The organism is Oceanospirillum sanctuarii (assembly GCF_002150805.1).
Classification (GTDB): domain Bacteria; phylum Pseudomonadota; class Gammaproteobacteria; order Pseudomonadales; family Halomonadaceae; genus Oceanospirillum; species Oceanospirillum sanctuarii.
Genome location: NZ_MTBA01000004.1, coordinates 1,088,187 through 1,109,432, shown reverse-complemented (window position 1 = coordinate 1,109,432; position 21,246 = coordinate 1,088,187). Strand labels below are relative to the sequence as shown.

16 protein-coding genes are annotated in these 21,246 nt (G+C 51.6%); 5 read left to right on the top strand and 11 right to left on the bottom strand.

Annotated elements, in window-relative coordinates:
* Positions 1-61: 61 nt before the first annotated feature.
* The 5 genes from BV405_RS12000 to yrfG form a co-directional block, all read right to left on the bottom strand.
* Positions 62-2,404, bottom strand: coding sequence for a Tex family protein (locus BV405_RS12000; protein ID WP_086481068.1), 2,343 nt, complete (start codon positions 2,402-2,404; stop codon positions 62-64).
* Positions 2,405-2,712: 308 nt separating this feature from the next.
* Positions 2,713-4,269, bottom strand: a complete 1,557-nt coding sequence (locus BV405_RS11995; RefSeq protein WP_245832302.1) for a phosphoenolpyruvate carboxykinase — start codon at positions 4,267-4,269, stop codon at positions 2,713-2,715.
* Between the two features lie 674 nt (positions 4,270-4,943).
* Positions 4,944-5,816: an Hsp33 family molecular chaperone HslO gene (gene hslO / locus BV405_RS11985; protein ID WP_086481066.1), complete on the bottom strand. Its 873-nt coding sequence runs from the start codon at positions 5,814-5,816 to the stop codon at positions 4,944-4,946.
* Between the two features lie 258 nt (positions 5,817-6,074).
* Complete coding sequence (gene hslR / locus BV405_RS11980; RefSeq protein WP_086481065.1) at positions 6,075-6,476, bottom strand: ribosome-associated heat shock protein Hsp15; 402 nt, start codon at positions 6,474-6,476, stop codon at positions 6,075-6,077.
* Between the two features lie 72 nt (positions 6,477-6,548).
* The gene (gene yrfG / locus BV405_RS11975) at positions 6,549-7,238 is read right to left on the bottom strand and encodes a GMP/IMP nucleotidase (protein ID WP_086481185.1); all 690 of its coding nucleotides are present in this window, start codon (positions 7,236-7,238) and stop codon (positions 6,549-6,551) included.
* A gap of 667 nt (positions 7,239-7,905) precedes the next feature.
* On the opposite strand from yrfG, the gene BV405_RS11965 reads away from it, so the two are divergent.
* The 5 genes from BV405_RS11965 (at position 7,906) to BV405_RS11945 (ending at position 12,610) form a co-directional block, all read left to right on the top strand.
* Complete coding sequence (locus BV405_RS11965) at positions 7,906-8,892, top strand: TRAP transporter substrate-binding protein (protein ID WP_086481063.1); 987 nt, start codon at positions 7,906-7,908, stop codon at positions 8,890-8,892.
* Between the two features lie 244 nt (positions 8,893-9,136).
* Positions 9,137-9,730 (top strand): TRAP transporter small permease, encoded by a 594-nt coding sequence (locus BV405_RS11960; protein WP_086481062.1) that lies wholly within the window; start codon positions 9,137-9,139, stop codon positions 9,728-9,730.
* A complete protein-coding gene (locus BV405_RS11955; RefSeq protein ID WP_086481061.1) occupies positions 9,727-11,124 on the top strand; it encodes a TRAP transporter large permease in 1,398 nt (465 codons plus the stop codon). The genes BV405_RS11960 and BV405_RS11955 overlap by 4 nt, the downstream gene beginning before the upstream one ends.
* A 420-nt stretch (positions 11,125-11,544) precedes the next feature.
* A complete protein-coding gene (locus BV405_RS11950; RefSeq protein ID WP_086481060.1) occupies positions 11,545-11,754 on the top strand; it encodes a cold-shock protein in 210 nt (69 codons plus the stop codon).
* A 241-nt stretch (positions 11,755-11,995) separates the two neighbouring features.
* On the top strand, positions 11,996-12,610 hold the full coding sequence (locus BV405_RS11945; RefSeq protein WP_217895632.1) for a YtfJ family protein: 615 nt from the start codon (positions 11,996-11,998) through the stop codon (positions 12,608-12,610).
* Between the two features lie 148 nt (positions 12,611-12,758).
* Here the strand turns inward: BV405_RS11945 and BV405_RS11940 are convergent, their stop codons facing one another.
* The 6 genes from BV405_RS11940 to doeB2 form a co-directional block, all read right to left on the bottom strand.
* Positions 12,759-13,538, bottom strand: a complete 780-nt coding sequence (locus tag BV405_RS11940; protein WP_086481059.1) for a dienelactone hydrolase family protein — start codon at positions 13,536-13,538, stop codon at positions 12,759-12,761.
* 325 nt (positions 13,539-13,863) lie between these two features.
* On the bottom strand, positions 13,864-15,327 hold the full coding sequence (locus BV405_RS11935; protein ID WP_086481058.1) for a DEAD/DEAH box helicase: 1,464 nt from the start codon (positions 15,325-15,327) through the stop codon (positions 13,864-13,866).
* Positions 15,328-15,609: 282 nt separating this feature from the next.
* Positions 15,610-16,980, bottom strand: coding sequence for an NAD-dependent succinate-semialdehyde dehydrogenase (locus BV405_RS11930; protein WP_086481057.1), 1,371 nt, complete (start codon positions 16,978-16,980; stop codon positions 15,610-15,612).
* 1 nt (position 16,981) lies between these two features.
* Positions 16,982-18,289, bottom strand: a complete 1,308-nt coding sequence (doeA, locus tag BV405_RS11925; protein ID WP_086481056.1) for an ectoine hydrolase — start codon at positions 18,287-18,289, stop codon at positions 16,982-16,984.
* Entirely contained in the window at positions 18,286-19,539 is a 1,254-nt protein-coding gene (locus BV405_RS11920) for an aspartate aminotransferase family protein (protein WP_086481055.1), read from the bottom strand. Before BV405_RS11920 ends, doeA begins: the two co-directional genes overlap by 4 nt.
* A gap of 446 nt (positions 19,540-19,985) precedes the next feature.
* The gene (doeB2, locus tag BV405_RS11915; protein WP_245832301.1) at positions 19,986-21,224 is read right to left on the bottom strand and encodes a N(2)-acetyl-L-2,4-diaminobutanoate deacetylase DoeB2; all 1,239 of its coding nucleotides are present in this window, start codon (positions 21,222-21,224) and stop codon (positions 19,986-19,988) included.
* Positions 21,225-21,246: the final 22 nt, after the last annotated feature.

Genomic DNA, 21,246 nt, shown 5'->3' with positions numbered 1-21,246 from the left:
TAAGCTGCCAAAATGAGTCGACAGCAATCCCGACTGCTTTTGTCAGGATACTTTAATGGCGCTATTTTCGCTGTTTTTGCTGTGCTTGGGCAAGCAACATTCCTAATGTACCCATACCACCATTTTGGCCACCCTGATCTTTACCGCTCTGACCCCGTTTATTTTGGTTCGCAGAGGAGTAATTACGGCCTCGGCCTTTATCGTTACCGGCACCACTGTGGCTTTGTTGTGCTTCCGGTTCGTCGTTCAGGCGCATCGACAGCGCGATACGGCGGCGCTGCTGATCCACATCGATCACCTTAACCTGCACAATATCACCCGCTTTCACCACGGTACGCGGGTCTTCCACAAAGGTGTTGGACAGCGCAGAGATATGCACCAGACCATCCTGATGCACACCCACATCGACAAAAGCACCAAAGTTGGTAACGTTGGTGACGGAGCCTTCCAGAATCATGCCCGGCTTAAGATCACTGATCTCTTCAACGCCTTCCATAAACTCGGCCGCTTTAAACTCAGGGCGAGGGTCACGACCCGGCTTGTCCAACTCTTTCAGAATGTCAGTTACCGTTGGCAGACCAAAGTTTTCATCGGTGTATTCCGCCGGATTAACTCCCTTCAGGAAGCCGGAATCACCGATCAGGCTATCCACTTTTCGACCACTGTTTTCAGCAATCTTTTTCACCACAGGGTAGGCTTCCGGGTGAACCGCAGAGGCGTCCAGCGGGTTCTTACCCTGCATAATACGCAGGAAACCGGCGCACTGTTCAAAGGCTTTCGGGCCAAGACGGGCGACTTTTTTCAGATCGGTGCGGCTGTTAAAGGTGCCGTTCTCATCGCGGTAGCTGATGATGTTCTGAGCCAGAGTGGCGTTAAGACCGGATACCCGGTTGAGCAGTGCCACCGAGGCTGTATTTACATCCACGCCAACAGCGTTTACACAGTCTTCCACAACGGCTTCAAGGCTGCGGGCCAGCTGAGTCTGGGAAACGTCGTGCTGGTACTGGCCTACACCGATCGATTTCGGATCGATCTTCACCAGCTCTGCCAGAGGGTCCTGCAGGCGACGGGCAATGGATACCGCACCGCGGATGCTCACATCCAGATCCGGGAACTCTTTTGCGGCGAGCTCAGATGCGGAGTAAACCGAAGCACCGGCTTCGCTCACCATAATCTTGCTGACTTTGCGATCCTTGATCAGCTTAACCAGATCGCCAGCCAGTTTATCGGTTTCACGGGATGCAGTGCCGTTACCGATACTGATCAGATCGACATCGTATTTGCTGACCAGTGCTGCCAGCACGGCCAAGGATTCACGCCACTGATTCTTCGGTGCGTGAGGGTAAATGGTGCTGTGATCCAGTAGTTTGCCGGTGTGATCAACAACCGCAACCTTAACACCGGTGCGCAGGCCCGGGTCGAGACCCAGAGTAGCGCGGGGGCCTGCAGGAGCTGCCAGCAGCAGGTCCTTCAGGTTGCCGGCAAATACCTTGATCGCTTCCGCTTCAGCAGCTTCACGCAGTCGGGTCATAAGTTCGGTTTCGATATGGGTCAGCAGCTTAACGCGCCATGTCCAGCGCACCACCTCTTTCAGCCAGGTATCTGCCGGGCGCTTCTGATCTTCGATACCGAAATGACGGGCGATAATCTCCTCGCAGGGATGAATCTTGAGCTCTTCCGCTTCAGGCAGAACGATGGCCAGCTGCAGGGCTCCTTCGTTACGGCCTCGGAACATCGCCAGCGCACGGTGGGATGGTGTTTTGCTGACCGCTTCGTTGTGTTCAAAGTAATCGCTGAATTTTTCACCGGCCTGTTCCTGACCGGGAACCACGCGGGACTGAAGTTCGCCCTGCTGCCAGAGTTTGGTACGCAGGGTATCCAGCAGGCTGGCGTCTTCACTGAAGCGTTCCATCAGAATCTGTTTAGCCCCGTCCAGCGCCGCTTTGGTATCTGTAATACCGGCGTCGGCGTTGAGGTAATCTTCGGCGGCAGTCTGTGGATCCGTTTCCGGATTGCTAAACAGCAGATCAGCCAGAGGCTCAAGACCGGCTTCGCGGGCAATCTGTGCCTTGGTTCGGCGCTTAGGCTTATAAGGCAGGTAGAGATCTTCCAGACGGGTTTTGGTTTCTGCTGCGAGAATGTCAGCTTTCAGCTCGTCGGACAGTTTGCCCTGATCGTCGATGCTTTTCAGAACCGTGCTGCGACGGTCTTCCAGTTCGCGCAGATAGCGCAGGCGTTCTTCAAGGTTACGCAGCTGGGTATCGTCCAGACCACCGGTGACCTCTTTACGGTATCGCGCGATAAAGGGAACGGTTGAGCCTTCATCCAAAAGGGCTACGGCAGCGCTGACCTGAGTCTGTTTGACGCTGAGTTCATCGGCAATACGTTGGGAGATCTGATCCATGAAGACAACTCTCTATTCTGTCTTGAATTTGGGGTATCGGTACGCAGGCGGAGCCGGACAGCCCGAATGAAAAATGAATGGGCTAAAGTTTATCCGCTAACGAATTGATATCGCTAAAAAATTAAGCTGTGATTTTATACAGTAAGGTGAGGTTTGGGGCAAAATTTTTCTGGCAAAAAAATGTAGAACCGGAGTAACGATCTGCAACGCTTATGGTTCACTCTGCCCTGGAAAGCAAAAAAGGCGAACACTGGAGTGTTCGCCTTTTTCTGGAATCCGCCGGCTGATCAAACAGCCGGAAACGGATCTTACAGCTGAGGACCTGCAGCGATGATCGCTTCGTCCACATCGTTGAACTTCTTGAAGTTTTCAACGAATTTAGCTGCCAGCTCTTTAGCTGCCGCATCATAGCTTTCAGCGTTAGCCCAAGTGCCACGAGGTTGCAGCAGGTTGGTTTCAACGCCTGGTACCTCGGTAGGTACAGCCAGGTTGATGCCTTCCAGCTGAACTGTTTCAACATCTTCCAGTGCGCCATTCTGAATTGCAGAGATGATGCCACGGGTAGTTGGGATGCTGAAGCGCTGACCTTCACCGTATGAACCGCCGGTCCAGCCAGTGTTAACCAGATACACTTTAGAACCAAATTCTTCGATACGCTTGATCAGGAGCTCAGCGTACTCAGCTGCAGGACGTGGGAAGAAAGGTGCGCCGAAGCAGGTAGAGAAGGTGGACTTGATGCCGCCACCGGAACCCATTTCGGTAGAACCTACCAGAGCGGTGTAACCGGACAGGAAGTGGTAAGCCGCTGCTTCTTTGGACAGAACAGAAACAGGAGGCAGTACACCCGTCAGGTCACAGGTCAGGAATACGATTGCTTTAGGCTCGCCAGCGCGGTTTTCCAGAACACGTTTTTCGATGTGCTCCAGCGGGTAGGCTGCACGGGTGTTCTGAGTCAGGCTTACGTCGGTGTAATCCGGAGTCTTGTTGCCATCCAGAACAACGTTTTCCAGTACGGAACCGAACTTAATCGCGTCCCAGATTACTGGCTCGTTTTTCTGAGACAGGTCGATACATTTCGCGTAGCAGCCGCCTTCGATGTTGAATACAACGCCTTTGCCCCAGCCGTGCTCGTCATCACCGATCAGGTAACGCTCAGGGTCTGCAGACAGGGTGGTCTTACCGGTGCCGGACAGACCGAAGAACAGAGTTGTTTCGCCATCTTCGCCAACGTTTGCAGAGCAGTGCATCGGCAGAACGTCTTTTTCAGGCAGCAGGAAGTTCTGCACAGAGAACATCGCTTTTTTCATCTCACCAGCATACTGCATGCCAGCCAGAAGTACTTTGCGCTTAGCAAAGTTGATGATTACGGTACCGTCGGAGTTGGTGCCGTCACGCTCAGGTTCACAAGTGAACTGAGGCGCGTTCATGATCTGCCACTCACCCTTGTTTTTCGGGTTGAATTCGTCAGGACGAACAAACAGGGTGCGGCCAAACAGGTTGTGCCACGCAGTTTCAGTGGTAACACGGATCGGCAGGTAGTGCTCCGGATCGGCACCAACATGCAGCTCGGAGACAAAAGTATCTTTCTGAGTCAGATACTCTTCTACTCGGTCCCACAGAGCGTCGAATTTTGCTGCGTCGAACGGACGGTTGATTGCGCCCCATTCGATCAGGTCTGCAGTGCTAGGCTCTTCAACAATGAAACGATCCATTGGAGAGCGGCCGGTGCGGTGGCCAGTAGATACTACCAAAGCTCCGTTGCTGGCCAGTTCGCCTTCTTTACGTTGAACAGCCATTTGAACCAATTCAGCAGTGCTGAGGTTGGTGAACGTCATTACAGAGCTATCGTCAATCGATGTCGTCATTTACTTGTGTCCTTCGGCTCCAGCCGATCAACTACTATCAAACCGGGCAAACTTACCAAGAGTAAATTTACCAAAGCGGGCAAATTACCAAGCGGGTATCAAAAAAACCGTTCCTCTCAGGTCGTGTCGTTTCCGGAAAATATCCAAAAAGCAGTCTGCCTGCGGAAGCGGTTTTTAGGGGCGTATTATGGCAAAAAAAGCGGGTGTGTGCGAAGCCCCAACAGGAAGAAAATCCTGAAAAACAGTTACAAAACAAAATTCTTGATGCAGATGCACACAAAATCGCAGATGTTTTTAGAGTATTTCGCTGAAATTTCAGTGTTAAAGATGGTTTACGCTCTAAATGATAGAGGTTCTTACTAAGGGCAACTTCAGCAAAATAAATTCGAAATGAGTGATAAAAAAATGATCGGTCGTCTGTTTTTTGACCGTATGTTCACTTTTAAAGCTGTTTTCGGAAGGCGTTTTTCGCAGTTTTGTAGTTTTACTACAAGAAATAATCGTTAGAAAACGAAGAAAAATGCACTCTTTTGGCGCGCAATATAGAGAAGATTCAAAAGCGGTCAGAAGAGCATGAATTAAACCCGAAAACGGGTCAGCAAACAATAAAGCAGGAGGCATTTGCCTCCTGCTTTATTGCTAACCCGATAAGTAATTAGTGTCCGGTTAACGGATTAGTGGATCACCGGGGATGGTGCTTCCGGGTCATCAAACAGGCTTTCGATATCTGCAGCATTAAAGCTGTAGAGGGTGTTACAGAACTGGCATTTACTCTCAACTGCGCCGCGTTCTTTGATCACTTCATTCAGTTCAGCTTTGCCCATGCTGACCAGAGCATTTTTCACACGCTCTTCTGAGCAGGTGCACTGGAAGCGCAGTGGACTGCCTTCGAAGATGCGCACCTCTTCCTGATGGTACAGGCGATGCAGCAGCTCTTCAAAAGGCAGCGAAGCCATCTCTTCATCCTTCAGGGTTTCTGCCAGACTTACCGCGTGCTCCCAGGCGTTGATATCGGCTTCGGTGCGCTCAGAGGGGAGAGCCTGCAGCATAAAGCCTGACGCAACCTTGTCGGTGACGTTCAGCCAGAGGCGGCTTGGCAGCTGTTCTGATTGTTCGAAATATTGCTCCAGGCAGTGAGCCAGAGTCTCACGTTCCAGAGAGATAATACCCTGATAGCGCTTGCCGTTGGTGGGTTCGATAGTGATCACCAGTTGGCCGTTCCCCATCAGTTCTTGCAGGCTGTTGGCCTCGCCGATATCGCCTTCCCAGCGAGCGATAGCGCGCAGGTCACCACCGGGATTGGATTCTGCCATCAGAAGACTGCAGGCTCCGGCACCGCGAGCCTGAAGGGACAGGATGCCATCCACTTTGACGATGGCGGTCAACAGCGCGACAGCAGCCAGCATCTCACCCAGCTGTTTTTCGATAGCTGGTGGGTAATCGTGCTTATCCAGCACTTCCTGAAAGCTGTCTTTCAGTCGAACGATCTCGCCGCGAACCGGTGAGTTATCAATAATAAAGCGCTGAATAAAATCGAATTGGCTCATAAATCTCTTCTGTCTGTAATGTCGGTGGCTTTCAGGTCACCGTATTTCTGATTAGTGCGGTTTACAGGATCTGTTGCTTTTATTGTTTCTATATATACAACTGAAACAACCGATTCTGTGGAAAATGGGTTAGTCCTTTCCTGAGGCGTAAGCCTGCAAGGACAAGGCCGGGGGCTCTGTTATTTTCGGAGCATATAGCTCAGAGCATTATAGTTCAGACCCATCGGTAGTTCAGAGTTGTCTACTGTTCGGAGCCGTTTACTGTTCAGAGTCGATCCGCTTGAAACGATGGATCATGCGACGGTCCTTTTTATTCGGACGGTTTTCCGGTGCGCCGAGGGCAGATTTCAGCAGCTTGCGTTTTTCAGCTTCTTCTTCCCGCTTTTTAACACTTTCTGCCGTCTCTTTATAAAGAAGGGCCGCTTCCGGTGCGCCACGGCGCTGATCTGACAGGGCGATAATCTCAATGCGTTTCTCATCCCAGCCCTGTGGCAGGGTTAGCATGGCACCGACTTCAGCCATCTTGCTGCTTTTGCAACGCTCGCCGTTGTAATGCACCTTACCGCCTTCAATCGCTTTTTTCGCCAGAGCGCGGGTTTTAAAGAAACGTGCCGCCCAGAGCCATTTGTCGAGGCGTACTTTGGTTTCCGGTGTGCTCATCAATATACCTTTATTAATCTCTTTGCGTACGGGCCACAGGTCGCAGGTCTTTGTATCTATATCTGTTTCTGTTCAGGAGTCGATGATGGTCGAAAACTGACTGACACCGGGATAGCGGGTCAGGGTGCGTTCCGGTGAACGCATATCCGGTTGCATAATGGTGTAAAGATAACGGATGCCAAACTCCCGGGCGGAGTCGAGCACGGTTTCGTTATCATCAATCAGCAGAGTCGTTTCAGGATCAAAATCGACCTTCTCCTTAAGGGCCTGCCAGAACGCCGGATCTTCCTTAGCGATCTGCAGTTCCGCTGAGCTGACAATCTTATCCACATACTGATCAAGTCCTGTCACAGGTAACTTGATATCCAAACTGTGATGATCGGCATTGGTGGCCAGAATCACCTGAGCCTGATGACTCTCCAGAAACTTCAGTAACTCTAAAGCATCGCTGCGGAAGCCGATCAGGTGCTGCACTTCTTTCTTCAGGGCAACAATATCCACCTTAAAGTGGCTGGCCCAGTAATCCAGGCTGTACCAGTTCAGTGTGCCCTGCTCTTTAGTGATCTCTGTAATCACGTATTCCTGTGCGCTGGCTTCATCCAGTTTATGCAGCTCGGCATAACGCTTGGGCAGATGCTCCAGCCAGAAGTGACTGTCAAAGTGCAGATCCAGCAGAGTGCCATCCATATCCAGCAGTACGGTTTCAATCTTTTGCCAGTCTGGCGTACTAACTTTCTGATTAGGCGCTTTCTGATCGGTCATTTCTTGCGGTGTTGAGTCGTGAGCCATGGAGGGCCTATTGCTGATCGGGTTCCGAATGTACCTAACAATGGGGGAGAGGGATGGAAATTCAAGGGCAGGCCAATTTCTTAAGCTTGTTTTCTGTGGTTAAGGGGATGCGATTGGTTAACGTTAACGTCAATGGCGGGGCTCTGCTGCGTGAGTTGTGTGAAATGCCGCACACTTTACTGATCTGTGAATTTTTCGCTCTGTTGAAACGGACAGGATCGACCTCAGGCGGGGAATTTAGCTCCGAATTTTGACGCATTACGTCAACAGGGCTTAGACCTAGGTCTAAGAGTTCTCCCAAAGGGTTGGGTGGGTATCCGCCTATCTAATTATGTGGTGTGCGAAAAACCGCACAGTATTAGCGGGTTAAAGAACGCTGAGGCTTTCTCCTTTCTGATAAAAGTTCTTATAAAACAATAGGTTGTTTGTTTTTAATGAGAATTTAATAAGTTGGCACTCTACTTGTAATAGTTAGGTTGGTCGCAGCCTTTAAAGTCATTTGGGCTGGCCTTTGCAAGTTTAGGGCCGGAGATGTCCGGCCTTTTTTTGCACCGCCCGGGATTTCAGACTGATGCTAACAAGCCGGTTTGACCACAAGGGCCTGATTTACATAACAACAATTCCTTTAGGAGTCGGATCGATGCGTTCACTGACCAAAGCGGTTACGCTTGCAGCATGTATGTTCGCTGGTGCAGCCACAGCTTTTGCAGCACCTGTAACAATCAAGTTCGCCCACGTTGTGGCGGAAAACACGCCAAAAGGCCAGATGGCTCTGAAATTTAAAGAGCTGGCTGAGTCCCGTCTGGCAGGCAAAGTTAATGTTGAGGTTTATCCAAACTCTCAGCTGTTCGGTGATGACAAAGTACTGGAAGCTATGCTGCTGGGTGATGTTCAGCTGGCTGCGCCTTCTCTGTCTAAGTTCAAGAAATACACCAAGCAGCTGCAGGTTTTTGATCTGCCGTTCCTGTTCAAAGATATGGAAGCAGTTGATCGTTTCCAGCAGGGCCCTACCGGTCAGAAACTGCTGACCTCTCTGGAAAAACGCGGCCTGATGGGTCTGGGTTACATCCACAACGGCATGAAGCAGATGTCTGCGAACACTCCTCTGCGTACTCCTAAAGACGCTGATGGCCTGAAGTTCCGTATCATGACGTCTGATGTTCTGGTTGCTCAGTTCGAAGCCGTTGATGCAATTCCTCTGAAAAAGCCTTTCTCCGAAGTTTTCACCCTGATGCAGACCAAAGCGATCGATGGTGCTGAAAACCCATGGTCTAACCTGTACTCGAAAAAATTCTTCGAAATTCAGGATTACGTGACTGAAACCAACCACGGTGTTCTGGACTACATGGTTGTGACTTCCGCGCGTTTCTGGAAAGGCCTGCCTGAAGACGTACGTCCTGAGCTGAAGAAAGCTCTGGATGAAGCGATCGCATACGGCAACAAGGTTGCTGAAGAGAAAGCGATGGGCGACCGTCAGCGCATTATCGATTCCAAGCGTACTACTGTACTGCAGATCACTGATGCAGAGCGTCAGCAGTGGGTAGATGCGATGAAGCCTGTATGGAAACAGTTCGAGCGTCAGATCGGTAAAGACGTTATCGAAGCTGCAATCCAGGCGAACAACTAACAACCCTGTCTTACCGGATCGGCCCGCGCTGCTCCGGTAAGTTGTGTTGTAGCGCTCGGTTCTTTTTAAGAGCGTAAGCGCGTAGTAGAGAAGAAAACACCGCTGTCAGCCCGCTGGCAGTGGTGTTTTAAAACCCCCGCACACCTCTTTGGCTTTTGTACCCCGTTATCTGACAGTTGATGGTTTTTTACCATCCAGCATCAATCCGGACAGAGCCTGCTCACGAAACGATGAGAGTTAAATCATGGTTGTACGTTTCATTCATAAACTTGAAGAGAACATCGTTGCTCTCTTGCTGGTCGCCATGACCCTGCTGGTATTTGCCGAAGTGGTTATGCGCTTCGTATTTAACACCGGCGTGATCTGGATTCAGGAAGCAACTCTTTACACTTCTGCATGGTTTGTACTGTTCGGTGCCTCTTACGGGGTGCGTATCGGTGCGCATATCGGGGTAGATGTTGTTGTAAAACTTCTGCCGGAGCCGCTGCGTCGTCTGGCTGGCCTGGTAGCAATCGCTCTGTGTTTTGTTTACTGCGCTCTGTTCCTGCTGGGTTCGTGGGACTATCTGCAGCTGATGCACATGATCGGTATTGAGATGGAAGATATCGCGGTTCCTAAGTGGATGGCGATGATGATTATGCCGGTGGGTTTTGTACTGCTGGTGATCCGCTTTGCTGAACTGGGCTGGGGCATACTGACCGGTAAGAAAGACGGTTTCCATCTGGCAGATGAAGGTAAAGACAGTATGCACCTGGCTGAAGAGCTACAGGAAGCTGCTGATAACGCTAAAGCTGAAAAAGCTGCTAATGATTCTGATAAACCAGGAGCAGACAAATGACAATCGCTGTACTTTTCCTGATCCTGTTTGGCTGTATCTTCCTGGGTATGCCAATTGCCGTAGCACTGGGTCTGTCCAGTGTGGGCACGATTCTGATGTTTTCGGATGATTCCCTGGCATCGATTGCGCTGAAACTGTTTGAAGCGCTGTCTCACCACTACACCCTGCTGGCGATTCCATTCTTTATTCTGTCGTCTGCATTCCTGTCCACCGGTGGTGTGGCAAAACGTCTGATTAACTTTGCAGTAGACAGTATCGGCCACGTAAAAGGTGGTCTGGCAATGGCTTCTGTTATGGCCTGTATGCTGTTTGCTGCGGTATCCGGTTCATCTCCTGCGACTGTTGCGGCGATCGGTACCATCGTAATTGCCGGTATGGTTCGTGCCGGTTACCCGGAAAGCTTTGCGGCGGGCGTTATCGCTAACGCCGGTACTCTGGGTATTCTGATTCCGCCTTCTATCGTGATGCTGGTTTATGCAGCTGCGACAGAAGTATCTGCAGCCCGTATGTTTATGGCCGGTATGATTCCGGGTCTGATGATGGGCGGCATTCTGATGATCGCTATCTACATCGTGGCGCGTATCAAGAATTTCCCGGCTCAGCCATTCCCGGGTTTCCGTGCGCTGTTCCGCTCCGGTGCCATCGCTATGGGCGGTCTGATGCTGATCGTGATCGTTCTGGGTTCTATCTATGGTGGCGTGGCTAGTCCGACTGAAGCAGCGGCAGTTGCTGCGGTTTATGCCTTCCTGGTTGCGGTATTCGGTTACCGTGATATGGGCCCGCTGAAAGACAAGCCATGGCGCTATGAAGGTGAAGCTCTGGCTTCCTGTGTGGTACGTAACCTGGCTCAGATCGGTATCGCATTGCCTAAGTCGTTCTTCGACGAAGAAGTAAAACGTGTGGTACTGGATGCGGCGAAAGTATCTCTGATGCTGCTGTTTATCATCGCCAACGCCATGCTGTTTGCACACGTACTGACTACCGAGCGTATTCCGCACATCATCGCGGAAACCATTATCGGCTGGGGTCTGCCTGCGTGGGGCTTCCTGATTGTGGTGAACATTCTGCTGCTGGCGGCAGGTAACTTTATGGAGCCATCTGCGATCCTGCTGATCATGGCACCTATCCTGTTCCCGATTGCAACTCAGCTGGGTATCGACCCGATTCACCTGGGTATCATCATGGTGGTGAACATGGAGATCGGTATGCTGACACCACCTGTAGGTCTGAACCTGTTCGTAACTGCGGGTATTACCGGTCGCAGCATGGTTTGGGTAATCCGCGCGGCGCTGCCATGGCTGAGCCTGCTGCTGGGCTTCCTGATCCTGATCACCTACGTGCCTCAGATCTCACTGTTCCTGCCGGAGTATATCGACCAGCTGAACGGTTACTGATCAGAATGAAGTTTTGGAATCTGATCTCTGCCCGGGATCGGATTCCACATGGATTGTCTCAATCCGACCGACTTTGGCTCATATCGCGGACCAAAGTCATTTACTGGCAGCCTTGCTGCCAGGCTTTCTTGAAGTGCTTCTGCTTAAGCACCCTAATTTTGCCCCGCTCAATGCGGGGTTTTTTTGGTTCTGTGTATTAGTTTTTACAGGGGTTTTCAGAAATAACTGAAATAAAGCTCGCTATCTTGGTCACAGCTCTATACTATCGCCAGCAGCTAGATAGAAGTCTCTAATTTATATTCTCCAATACGTAGTTTTATTCATAATTCCTCGTCCTGAAGTCTCTAAGTTCCAGTCTATTATTCTGCAAAACATCGCCGATGAAGGCGCTTTCTCTTTTTAAATTCAGGTGAATTTATTATGTCTAATACTATCCGTGGTACTGTTAAGTGGTTTAACGAAGCTAAAGGTTTTGGTTTCATCGAGCAGCCAACTGGCCCTGACGTTTTTGCACACTTCAGCGCAATCACAAGCTCTGGATTCAAAACTCTGACTGAAGGTCAGCAAGTTGAATTTACTGTTACTGATGGCGCAAAAGGCCCTCAGGCAGAGAACATTGTAGCTCTGTAATATAGCTGCTCTGTAAGTTGTTGCTTCGCTGTTAAACGGCAGCAAGAATTTGAAGAAGCCGATCTTTATGATCGGCTTTTTTTGTGCCTGAAGTTTATGCTTCTTATCATGATGCGCTGTACCTGCATCATTTGCCCATCAAGCAAAACAAACGACTGTTTGAATTTATCGGAAATTGGTTTACTCTCGGTCTGATGCCAACATAACCCAAGCTAAAAATAAGAAAGAAAGGAGATGATCGATGGCACCGCGTACCCTGTTTTTAAAGGCGGTTTCTGAGAATGGCGTTACTCAACGCTGTTTCCGCCTGTTCCGCAATACCCTAGCATCATTGCTGATGACTCTGAGTGTATCTGCCCATGCTTCTGTAACCACAGATGCAACCCTGCCTTCTGTCAGTGTGATGGAAGGCGGTGAGCTGGTACTTCAGTCCGGCGATATCCACTATACCCCCTGGCAGAGTCAGCAACTGACCGGCAAGGTGTATGTTATTCAGCATATGGCAGGTCGTACCTCAGCTAAAGAGCTGAACGCTCCCCTCATTGACCGAATTAAAGCCGCAGAGCTGCCAAAAGACCGTTATCAGACGGTTACGGTAGTGAATACTGATGATGCGATCTGGGGCACCGGTGGCATTGTGAAAGGTAAGCTGGAAAGCAGTAAAGAAGAGTTTCCCTGGTCGATGATGGTGCTGGATCAGGAAGGGGTTGCCCGTTCTGTCTGGGATCTTCAGGAAGAGAGCTCTGCCATTATAGTGGTGGATGCAGAAAACCGCGTCCGCTGGATGAAAGACGGTGCCCTGAATGATCAGGAACAGCAGGAAGTGATGGACCTGATCCAGACATTGCTGAAGTAATCGCTACGAGTCTGTTGAGATATAAAAAAACGGCTCAGAAAAACCGAGCATAGCCCGCTGAATCCACTTCTCCTCTCGCCCAGGATTCAGCGGGTTTTTCTATATGAGAGATTGATATCAGGCTAACTGGTTAGCTCGTTATAGAAGATCAGTTGGCTGTCATTTCATCCAGAAAGTCGCTGAAGCGTTTCCAGGACTGCTTGTCAGCCACTTCCTGATAGCGACCGGAGCCAAATACGGTAAAGGCATGAGGCGCGCCACTGTAGGTGATCATTTCATGATCGATCTTAGCGGCTTCCAGCTCATTGGTCAGTTGGGCAAACTGCTCCATGGGAATCGCGCTGTCTGCACTGCCGTGCATCACCAGAATTTTACCTTTAGCTTTGGCATAGTCCTGGCCTTCAGGTGTTTTCAGGCCGCCGTGAAAGGTCGCAAAGCCTTTAAAGTCAGCACCTGAACGGGCCAGCTCCAGAACTGCAGCCCCACCGAAGCAGTAACCCATGGCCACTGAATTATCGGTATCGGCCCCTTGCTTGGCAGCCGCTTTCATAGCGCCCATCATCAGAGCGCGCATTTTTTCTCTGTCTTTGTAGAGCTCACCGGTGTGCTGACGTTTATCTTTTACTTCGGTCGGACGTACGCCCTGTCCGAACAGGTCGGCTGCAAAGACGTTATAGCCCTGATCGGAGAGCATTTTGGCTCTCTGTTTTTCATAGTCGGTCAGGCCATCCCAGTCATGGATCAGCAGTACCAAAGGCGCTGAAGATGACATTCGGGCCGCAGGCATGTAATAGCCTTCGTAGGCTTCACCCCGAACCTTATAAACTACATCTTTTCCACTGGCGGCCTGAGCCGGAAGTGTCATTGTCAGGATCACGCTAGCGCCAAGTAACAGAAGGAGTAACTGGCGTAAGGGCAGAGCAGTCATATCGGTTACCTCGTTAGGGTCGTTTCGGAATTGGCTTCATCGGATTGATGGGGGCTTCCATCAGCGTACGCCAGAAAACGAAAACCTGATCACTTTTCTCTGGTTTTATCCTCCTGTCGTCCGAGAATTGGAGTTGAGAAGAAATAATGTGAAGAGGATTGGAGACTGGGTTGTGGAGTAGGGGGTGTGGAGTAAGGGGGGAAGAGAGCCGAGACAGAAGAGCTGAGACAGGTTTGAGGTAATAAAGTGAGCACCCGATCTCTAGGCGAAAAAAATGCCCCCGAAGGAGCATTTTTGGTGTGAGAGTCAAAGCGCTGAGAAATGATCAGCGATTGCCCCATGGCGATGGTGCAGAGGGCTTGGCCGAGAAGCTGCGTTTAGGCTTGTTATCTGTGCTTTGTTTGTTGCCATTAGCGTCAGAGCGGCGACTGCGTTGCTCCCCATTTGCGTTGCGACTATTGCGCCCGGCTTCTGATCGACCCTTTTCCTGATTGGCGTTGGCCGGTTTACTGCCATGGCGACGATTTTTAGCTGCAGGTTTATGGCCGCGCGCATTTTCACCGGAGCGTTGGCCATCTTTATGCTCCCCCTGAGGGCGGGCACGGCGTGGTCTTTTCGGTTTCTGAGCCTGAGGTGCCGGAGAGGAACCCAGTTCGTTAACTGGCTCAAATCCGGCAACAGCATTGCGTTCCAGATTCTGCTGAATCAGACGCTCGATATCTTTCAGCTGCTTAAACTCATCGGCACTGACCAGAGAAACCGCCTGACCGGATGCTCCTGCGCGGCCGGTTCGACCAATACGGTGTACGTAGTCTTCCGGTACGTTCGGCAGTTCGAAGTTCACTACCTGCGGTAGCTGATCGATATCCAGACCTCGTGCCGCAATATCGGTAGCCACTAGCGTACTTACCGCACCGCTCTTAAAGTCTGCCAGTGCTTTGGTTCGGGCTCCCTGACTTTTATTGCCGTGAATAGCTGCGGCAGTAATACCGTTTTTCTCCAGAACCTTGGTCAGTTTGTTCGCGCCGTGTTTAGTGCGGGTAAAGACCAGCACCTGATTCCAGTTTTCACTTTTGATCAAATGGGACAGCAGGGCAGGTTTGCGGTTTTTATCCACCGGGCTGATCCACTGCTTAACGGTTTTTGCCGTTGAGTTTGCCGGGGTTACCGAAACCTCAACGGGGTTGTTCACAATGCCTTTAGCCAGCTTGCGGATATCATCGGAGAAGGTTGCCGAGAACATGAGGTTCTGACGTTTTGCCGGCAAAATCGCGAGGATTTTACGAATATCGTGAATAAAGCCCATATCCAGCATGCGATCAGCTTCATCCAGTACCAGCACTTCCAGATGATTAAAGCGCACGGCACCCTGCTGATACAGATCCAGCAGACGACCCGGTGTTGCCACCAGAATATCGCAACCCTGACGCAGACGACTGATTTGCGGATTGATCTTCACGCCACCAAAGACCACAGTGCTGCGGATCGGCAGATGGGTGCTGTACTGCTCAACGCTCTCACTCACCTGAGCGGCCAGCTCACGGGTTGGCGTCAGGATCAGGGCGCGTACCTGATTGCCCTTGGTCTGTTGGCCCCGGCTTAGCACTTCCAGCAGAGGAAGGGTGAAGCCAGCGGTTTTACCGGTACCTGTCTGTGCAGCTGCCATGACATCTTTACCTGCAATCACAGGTGGAATTGCCTGGGCCTGAATCGGGGAAGGTGTTTCGTAACCTTGCTCGCTAACGGCGGCAAGAATAGGGGCCGATAAGCCCAGAGAGGCAAAGCTCATAGAAGATGTTCTCTTAATGAATAAATGCAGGCTGCAAAGAGGGTCGCGTTAAGCGGTGGTGCAGCTTACAGCATCAGTCTGGTCAGGGCTATTGCTTAATGACATTTTGTCAAAAGGCGGTTTTGGATTAAGGCAATCAGGTTTGAGTTAAAGGCAGTTTGACTCGTGATAAAGGGAAGTTTTTGAAAAAATACCCCGACAGAATGCCTGTCGGGGGAGGAGAGGGCTTATGGTTAAGCCCAGGAGGAAACATTGAGTGGGTTATGATTTTTCTTACGTCTTTTATTCTGTTTTGGGGCCGACCCAAACCTGCTGAGTGTTCACAAACTCCATGATGCCGTGGGGACCTAATTCCCGGCCGAAGCCTGAGCGTTTAATGCCGCCACTTGGCAGGCGGGGGTCGGTCTTGACGATACCGTTCACTACGACCTGACCCGCCATGATCTCCCGGGCAATGGATTCACCACGTTTGGTTTCCGTCCAGACGGAGGCGGCAAGACCGTACTCAGTATCATTGGCGATCCGGAGCGCTTCGTCGGCATCTGCGGCTTTCAACACCACGGCAATTGGCCCGAAGGTTTCCTCCTGACAGGCAAGCATCCCGTTGGTGACACCTGTGAGCAGCGTTACCGGATAGAAAAAACCCTCACGATCCGGAACCTTACCGCCGAGTAAGCATTGCGCTCCGGCATCCAGCGTTTGCCTAACCTGACGATCAAGATTGTCTCTCAGGTCTTTACGGGCGATAGGGCCGATATCAGTGGTTTCCTCCTTCGGATCACCCATCTGAAGTTTCTCCAGACGCAGCTTTAACTTATCCACAAAGCCATCATGCACGCTCTCTTCCACAATGATGCGTTTAGCAGCGATACAGGACTGACCGGCATTGATAATGCGTGATAGAGCAATGGCATCGGCTGCCGCTTCAAGATCTGCATCTGCCAGCACGATGGCAGGGTCAGAGCCACCGAGTTCCAGCACGGAAGGTTTAATCTCAGATGCAGCTATGGAAGCCACGATGCCGCCAGCTTTACCCGAACCGGTAAAGGAAACTGCCTGAACCCTCGGATGGCGAATAGCGGCTTCCACATCCGGCGTCTGCAACGGCAGGTTCTGCATGATGTTTTCCGGCACGCCTGCCTGCGTAAAGAGACCGGCGATCGCTTCGGCACAGCCGGGCACATGGGGATCATGCTTCATCAGGCAGGTATTACCTGCCATGAGTGCCGGTGCACAAAACCGAAATGCCAGCCAGAAGGGGGCGTTCCAGGGCAGAACTCCAAGAACCGGCCCCAGCGGAAGATGCTGCACATAACTGTGAGAAGCATCAGAAGGCAGGGTTTTAGCGCTCAGATACTCCTCAGCATGCTCGGCATAATGTTCTGCACACCAGGCGGCTTTTAATACCTCTGCCCGGGCTTCTTTAATGGGTTTGCCCATCTCTTCGGTCATCGGCATCGCTAGCATATCGACGCTTTCCCGCATCATGCGGGCAACACGGATCAGCACGTCTGCGCGTTCTTTAAAGCTACGCTGGCGCCAAAGCTGCCAGGCTTCAAAAGAGGCCTGAATTTTATGTTCCATCTCGTCAGGAGTGAGTAAGGGTTTCTGATAAAGGGGCTGACCTGTTGTTGGATTGATAACAGTAAACATATCAGACTCCTTGTGATTTCTTTGCGCTATGGTTTTTGCTGCTGCTCTTTTTGTTTTTCTCCTGTTTTACGCTCTTCAAAGCCTGCACTGTCTTCTGGGCATTTTCAGTGGGGAAGGTGCTGATGACGTCTTTGATTTCTGTTTCAGGCTTGATGACAAAGTCCTCCTCCATGCCGTCAAAGAAGGACGCACATCCGCTATCTGTGATGTAGATGCTGTCTGAGATACCGCAGGTTTTGTCACCATCAACGCCCCACATCCAGGGGATGATATGAAAGGTCATGCCGGGTTCCAGAATGGTACTGTCACCCTGCTTCAGACTGATGATATAGCCTTCGTCCCAGCTTGGCGGGAAGGCGATGCCGATGGAGTAGCCGGAGCGTGTGATCAGGCGGGCCCCGACATCGTTATCGGTAATTATGGTGCGCACCAGATTGTCCGCATCGGAGACGGTCATGCCCGGTCTCAGTTCTGCCCGAACATGTTTGAGGGCATTTTTCATTGTCTCCTGAGCCTTGTACATAGAATCGCTCAGTTCACCGCAGATGACGGTTCGCATCATGGCGGTGTGATAACGACGATAGCAGCCGCCCACTTCCAGAAAGACGTGTTCACTGGCCTGCACCTTGCGACCTTCCCAGGTGGCGTGGCCGATCATGGTGCGGGGGCCGGAGGTAACGTAGGGCATGACTGCAGGTGGTTCGCCGCCAGCACGGAACATCGCCTCGCTGATCGCTGCGCCAATCTCATTTTCGGTAACGCCGGGATGAACAGCATCAAAACCTGCACGCATACCGGCGACGGTCGCTTTGGCTGCGATGCGCATGATCTCCAGTTCCACTTCCGATTTGCAGGCGCGACCCTCTTCGACAATACCGAAGCAATCCATCAGCCGACCTTCGGTAAAAGCGGTATGCAGGTAGTCCTGATGATAGGCGGGGAAGAAGTAGCTGTTGCGCTCGTAACCCAGCACCTTATTGGAGAGACCAAACTCCCGCAGGGATTCGATCAGCATCTGGATCGCATCACCTGTGTCCGGATAGGGGCGGGTTTTCTCCACCCAGGTACGGGCGTGAATGTTCGATTCTTCCATCTTGCGGGTGATCATAAAGGGTTCGTCTTCCAGCGGAATCACCAGTGCCTGAAAGTAGGAGTAGCCTGTCGTCTGATAGTCGGTCAGATACATCAGGTTTTCCGGGTCCGTGATAATCACAGCATCCAGAAGCCGCTTGGCCATACGCTGGCGGAGGTCGCTTAACCGGCGCTCGTATTCAGCAAACGGAAAGGTCATATCATCTCTCTGTTTCATGCGCGACCCTCCATCACTGTGGCAACTGAGCGTTCCAGAGTTTGCAGGCCTTCTTCCAGATCATCATCGGGAATGGTCAGCGGCGGGATCAGTTTAATGACCTGACCACCGACACCGCATGGGCCGACTAACAGACCGGATTCAAAACAGGTTTTGGCAATCGCCTTGGCAGCATCGCCATCTTTGGTATCCAGCGCCTGAATCATGCCTTTACCCCTTGAGGAGAAGTTAGGGTAACGGGCAGCGATCTCTGCCAAACGACCCGCGATCATCAGGCCGCGTTCAGTGGTCAGATCCATCAGGGCGTTATCTTCGAAATAACGCAAGGCTTCGCGACCGGCGACAAAGGAGAAACCCTGTCCGCGGAAGGTTCCGGTATGCTCTCCCGGTTGCCAGTGGGCGTCATGTTCCGGTTTCACCAGATTCATAGCCAGTGGCGTACCGAAGCCACCAATGCCTTTAGCCAGACAGATAATGTCCGGATCGAGCCCTGTCTTATCAAAGCTGAAGTAGCTGCCCGTGCGGCCACAGCCCACCTGAATCTCATCGATAATCAGCAGTGAGCCCAGATCTTTCGCCAGTTGTTGCAGCTCCATCAGCCAGGCTTCGCTGGCGATATTGACGCCACCTTCGGCCTGAATGGTTTCGACGATAAAAGCGGCAGGAGGCTCGAAGCCGCTGGAGCTATTTTCAAAACCTTCGCGCAGGGTTTTCATACAGCCGGAGCCACAGCCCAAATTGGTTTCAAAAGGAGCGTGGCTGACGTTGTTGAGAGGGACCCCCGCAGCATTGCGGAAGTATTGATTGGCAGTACAGGCCAGTGCACCAAGGGTCATGCCGTGAAATCCTTGGCTAAAAGCGACAACATGGTGACGACCGGTAACCCGTCGAGCCAGTTTCAGGGCCGCCTCAACGGAGTTGGTGCCGGTTGGCCCCATAAACTGCATTTTGTAATTCATCTGACGGGGTTTGAGGATGGTTTCGGCGAAAGCGCTGATAAACTCACGCTTTACCGTGGTGCTCATATCCAGACTGTGGGCAACGCCATCGGCCTGAATAAAGTCGATTAGCGCCTGTTTCATACGGGGATTGTTGTGACCGAAGTTGAGTACCCCGGCACCGGCGAAAAAATCGATATAGCTTTTGCCTTGCTCATCGACCTGTCGGGCGTTGGATGCCGAAGCAAACACCGTTGGATAGGCCCGGGAGTAGCCCCGGATCTCGGATTCCCACTGCTCAAAAATTTCCATAACCCCTCCAAAACTGACCTGTCGGGAGTCGTCTTTTCCCTTTTAAGTCAGTGTGTCGGTACCACCATTGCGGCGGCACGGTATTTAAATGCAGCCAGTTATGAACCAATAAAGCCGGTCGGAAAGTGACCGGGTCAGGCTTGGTTTCCACTGACCAAAATGATGACAGACCTTGCCGGATTCAGAGCTCCGGCTGAAAAAAAGCCGCCGGTTGCATGGGCCGCTTCAGGCAGGAAATGAACCCTTACCGGAAGTGGAGCAAACGGCGGTTTTTTAATGGTCTGCCTTCAACGTAGGAGAGATAAAGCGATCCTGCAAGGCTGGTTCAGAAATGAATTTTTATAAGTATTTTTAATCTTTTTCCCGAAATTAGCCGTTAATTTATGAATTTTGTCGATTTTGTTGTCAGGTGGCTGGAAAATCGTTGGCTCTGGTTTCCTGTCAATTCAGCCCTTTGAACTGGCGCAGAGTTTAGATTCCGGTGGCAGTGGTGCTCCGGTTAGCGAAGCAAACAGAGCAACAACCTTGGGCAGCAAACGATCATTAAATTGATAGAGAGGGCTGTGGCAAGGTTTGGTGAAGGCATCATCTTCAGCCATGCCGATCAGGGCAAAGGCTCCTGGAGTCTGTTGCAGGTAATAGCTGAAATCCTCCGATGCCATAATGGGCGTGGGAGTATTACTTTGCCAGTTGTCTCCCAGGTGATCCTGCAGCGCCTGACGAAAGTTGGCGGCAGCTTTCGGGTGATTGATCGTTGCCTCGTAGCGGGGGCGTATCTCGATCTCCACTTCGACCCCGTAGCTGCGGGCGGTATCCTGACAGATCTGTTCGATCAGCTGATTGATGGGCTGGCGCAGCTCCGGCTTCGACAGACGAATACTGCCTTCGATCAAGGCCTGTTCCGGAATCACGGTGGCGGCACTTTCTGCCTTGAAAGAACAGACGCTGACCACGGCAGCATCCTGCGGGGCGATCCGGCGGCTGATAATTTGCTGCAGATTGAGCACCATGGCTGCTCCCGCCAGAAGAGGGTCACGGCAGAGTTCCGGTTGGCTGGCATGGCCACCTTGCCCTCTTACCCGGATATGAAAGGTGCCGTTACCCGCCATGACAGTGCCATTGGGGCAAACCGCCTGACCAAAAGGGATGGCAGGCCAGTTGTGCCAACCATAGATACAGTCAATACCGTTCAGCGCTCCCGCATCGATCAGTGCTTTAGCGCCGTGGCCGCCTTCTTCTGCAGGCTGAAAAATAAGAGTGACAGGCCCTGGTAACTGATCCTCATGGGCTTTTAACCAGGCGGCAGTCGCCCAAAGGGCTGCGGTGTGGCCATCGTGACCGCAGGCGTGCATACAGCCGGGAGTGTTCGAAGCGTAACTGACAGCTGCTTCTTCCTGAATCGGGAGGGCATCTATATCCCCACGCAGCGCGATATGAGTGCCCGATGCTTCAGGAGCCAGTGTCGCTAAAGTGCCAAACTGTTCACATTTTCGCCAAGGTATCTGAAGGCTGTCGAGATAGTGTCGAATGGTCTGGCTGGTTTTAGCTTCCTGCCAGGTCAGCTCTGGCTGACGATGTAACAGGTGGCGTAGCCCGGTCGCCTGTCGAGTGATTTCACTCCAGAGCTTTTCGCTGTCTTCTGGCGTATTGGTTTGATTTTTAATAACTTTTATCGGTTTGGCCACAGGATCCTCCTGATCTTGAATT

Bases quoted from the DNA above. Each gene is read 5' to 3' on its own strand.
- BV405_RS12000 (WP_086481068.1), bottom strand. From the start codon at position 2,404: ATGGATCAGATCTCCCAACGTATTGCCGATGAACTCAGCGTCAAACAG.
- BV405_RS11995 (WP_245832302.1), bottom strand. From the start codon at position 4,269: ATGACGACATCGATTGACGATAGCTCTGTAATGACGTTCACCAACCTC.
- hslO (WP_086481066.1), bottom strand. From the start codon at position 5,816: ATGAGCCAATTCGATTTTATTCAGCGCTTTATTATTGATAACTCACCG.
- hslR (WP_086481065.1), bottom strand. From the start codon at position 6,476: ATGAGCACACCGGAAACCAAAGTACGCCTCGACAAATGGCTCTGGGCG.
- yrfG (WP_086481185.1), bottom strand. From the start codon at position 7,238: ATGACCGATCAGAAAGCGCCTAATCAGAAAGTTAGTACGCCAGACTGG.
- BV405_RS11965 (WP_086481063.1), top strand. From the start codon at position 7,906: ATGCGTTCACTGACCAAAGCGGTTACGCTTGCAGCATGTATGTTCGCT.
- BV405_RS11960 (WP_086481062.1), top strand. From the start codon at position 9,137: ATGGTTGTACGTTTCATTCATAAACTTGAAGAGAACATCGTTGCTCTC.
- BV405_RS11955 (WP_086481061.1), top strand. From the start codon at position 9,727: ATGACAATCGCTGTACTTTTCCTGATCCTGTTTGGCTGTATCTTCCTG.
- BV405_RS11950 (WP_086481060.1), top strand. From the start codon at position 11,545: ATGTCTAATACTATCCGTGGTACTGTTAAGTGGTTTAACGAAGCTAAA.
- BV405_RS11945 (WP_217895632.1), top strand. From the start codon at position 11,996: ATGGCACCGCGTACCCTGTTTTTAAAGGCGGTTTCTGAGAATGGCGTT.
- BV405_RS11940 (WP_086481059.1), bottom strand. From the start codon at position 13,538: ATGACTGCTCTGCCCTTACGCCAGTTACTCCTTCTGTTACTTGGCGCT.
- BV405_RS11935 (WP_086481058.1), bottom strand. From the start codon at position 15,327: ATGAGCTTTGCCTCTCTGGGCTTATCGGCCCCTATTCTTGCCGCCGTT.
- BV405_RS11930 (WP_086481057.1), bottom strand. From the start codon at position 16,980: ATGTTTACTGTTATCAATCCAACAACAGGTCAGCCCCTTTATCAGAAA.
- doeA (WP_086481056.1), bottom strand. From the start codon at position 18,289: ATGAAACAGAGAGATGATATGACCTTTCCGTTTGCTGAATACGAGCGC.
- BV405_RS11920 (WP_086481055.1), bottom strand. From the start codon at position 19,539: ATGGAAATTTTTGAGCAGTGGGAATCCGAGATCCGGGGCTACTCCCGG.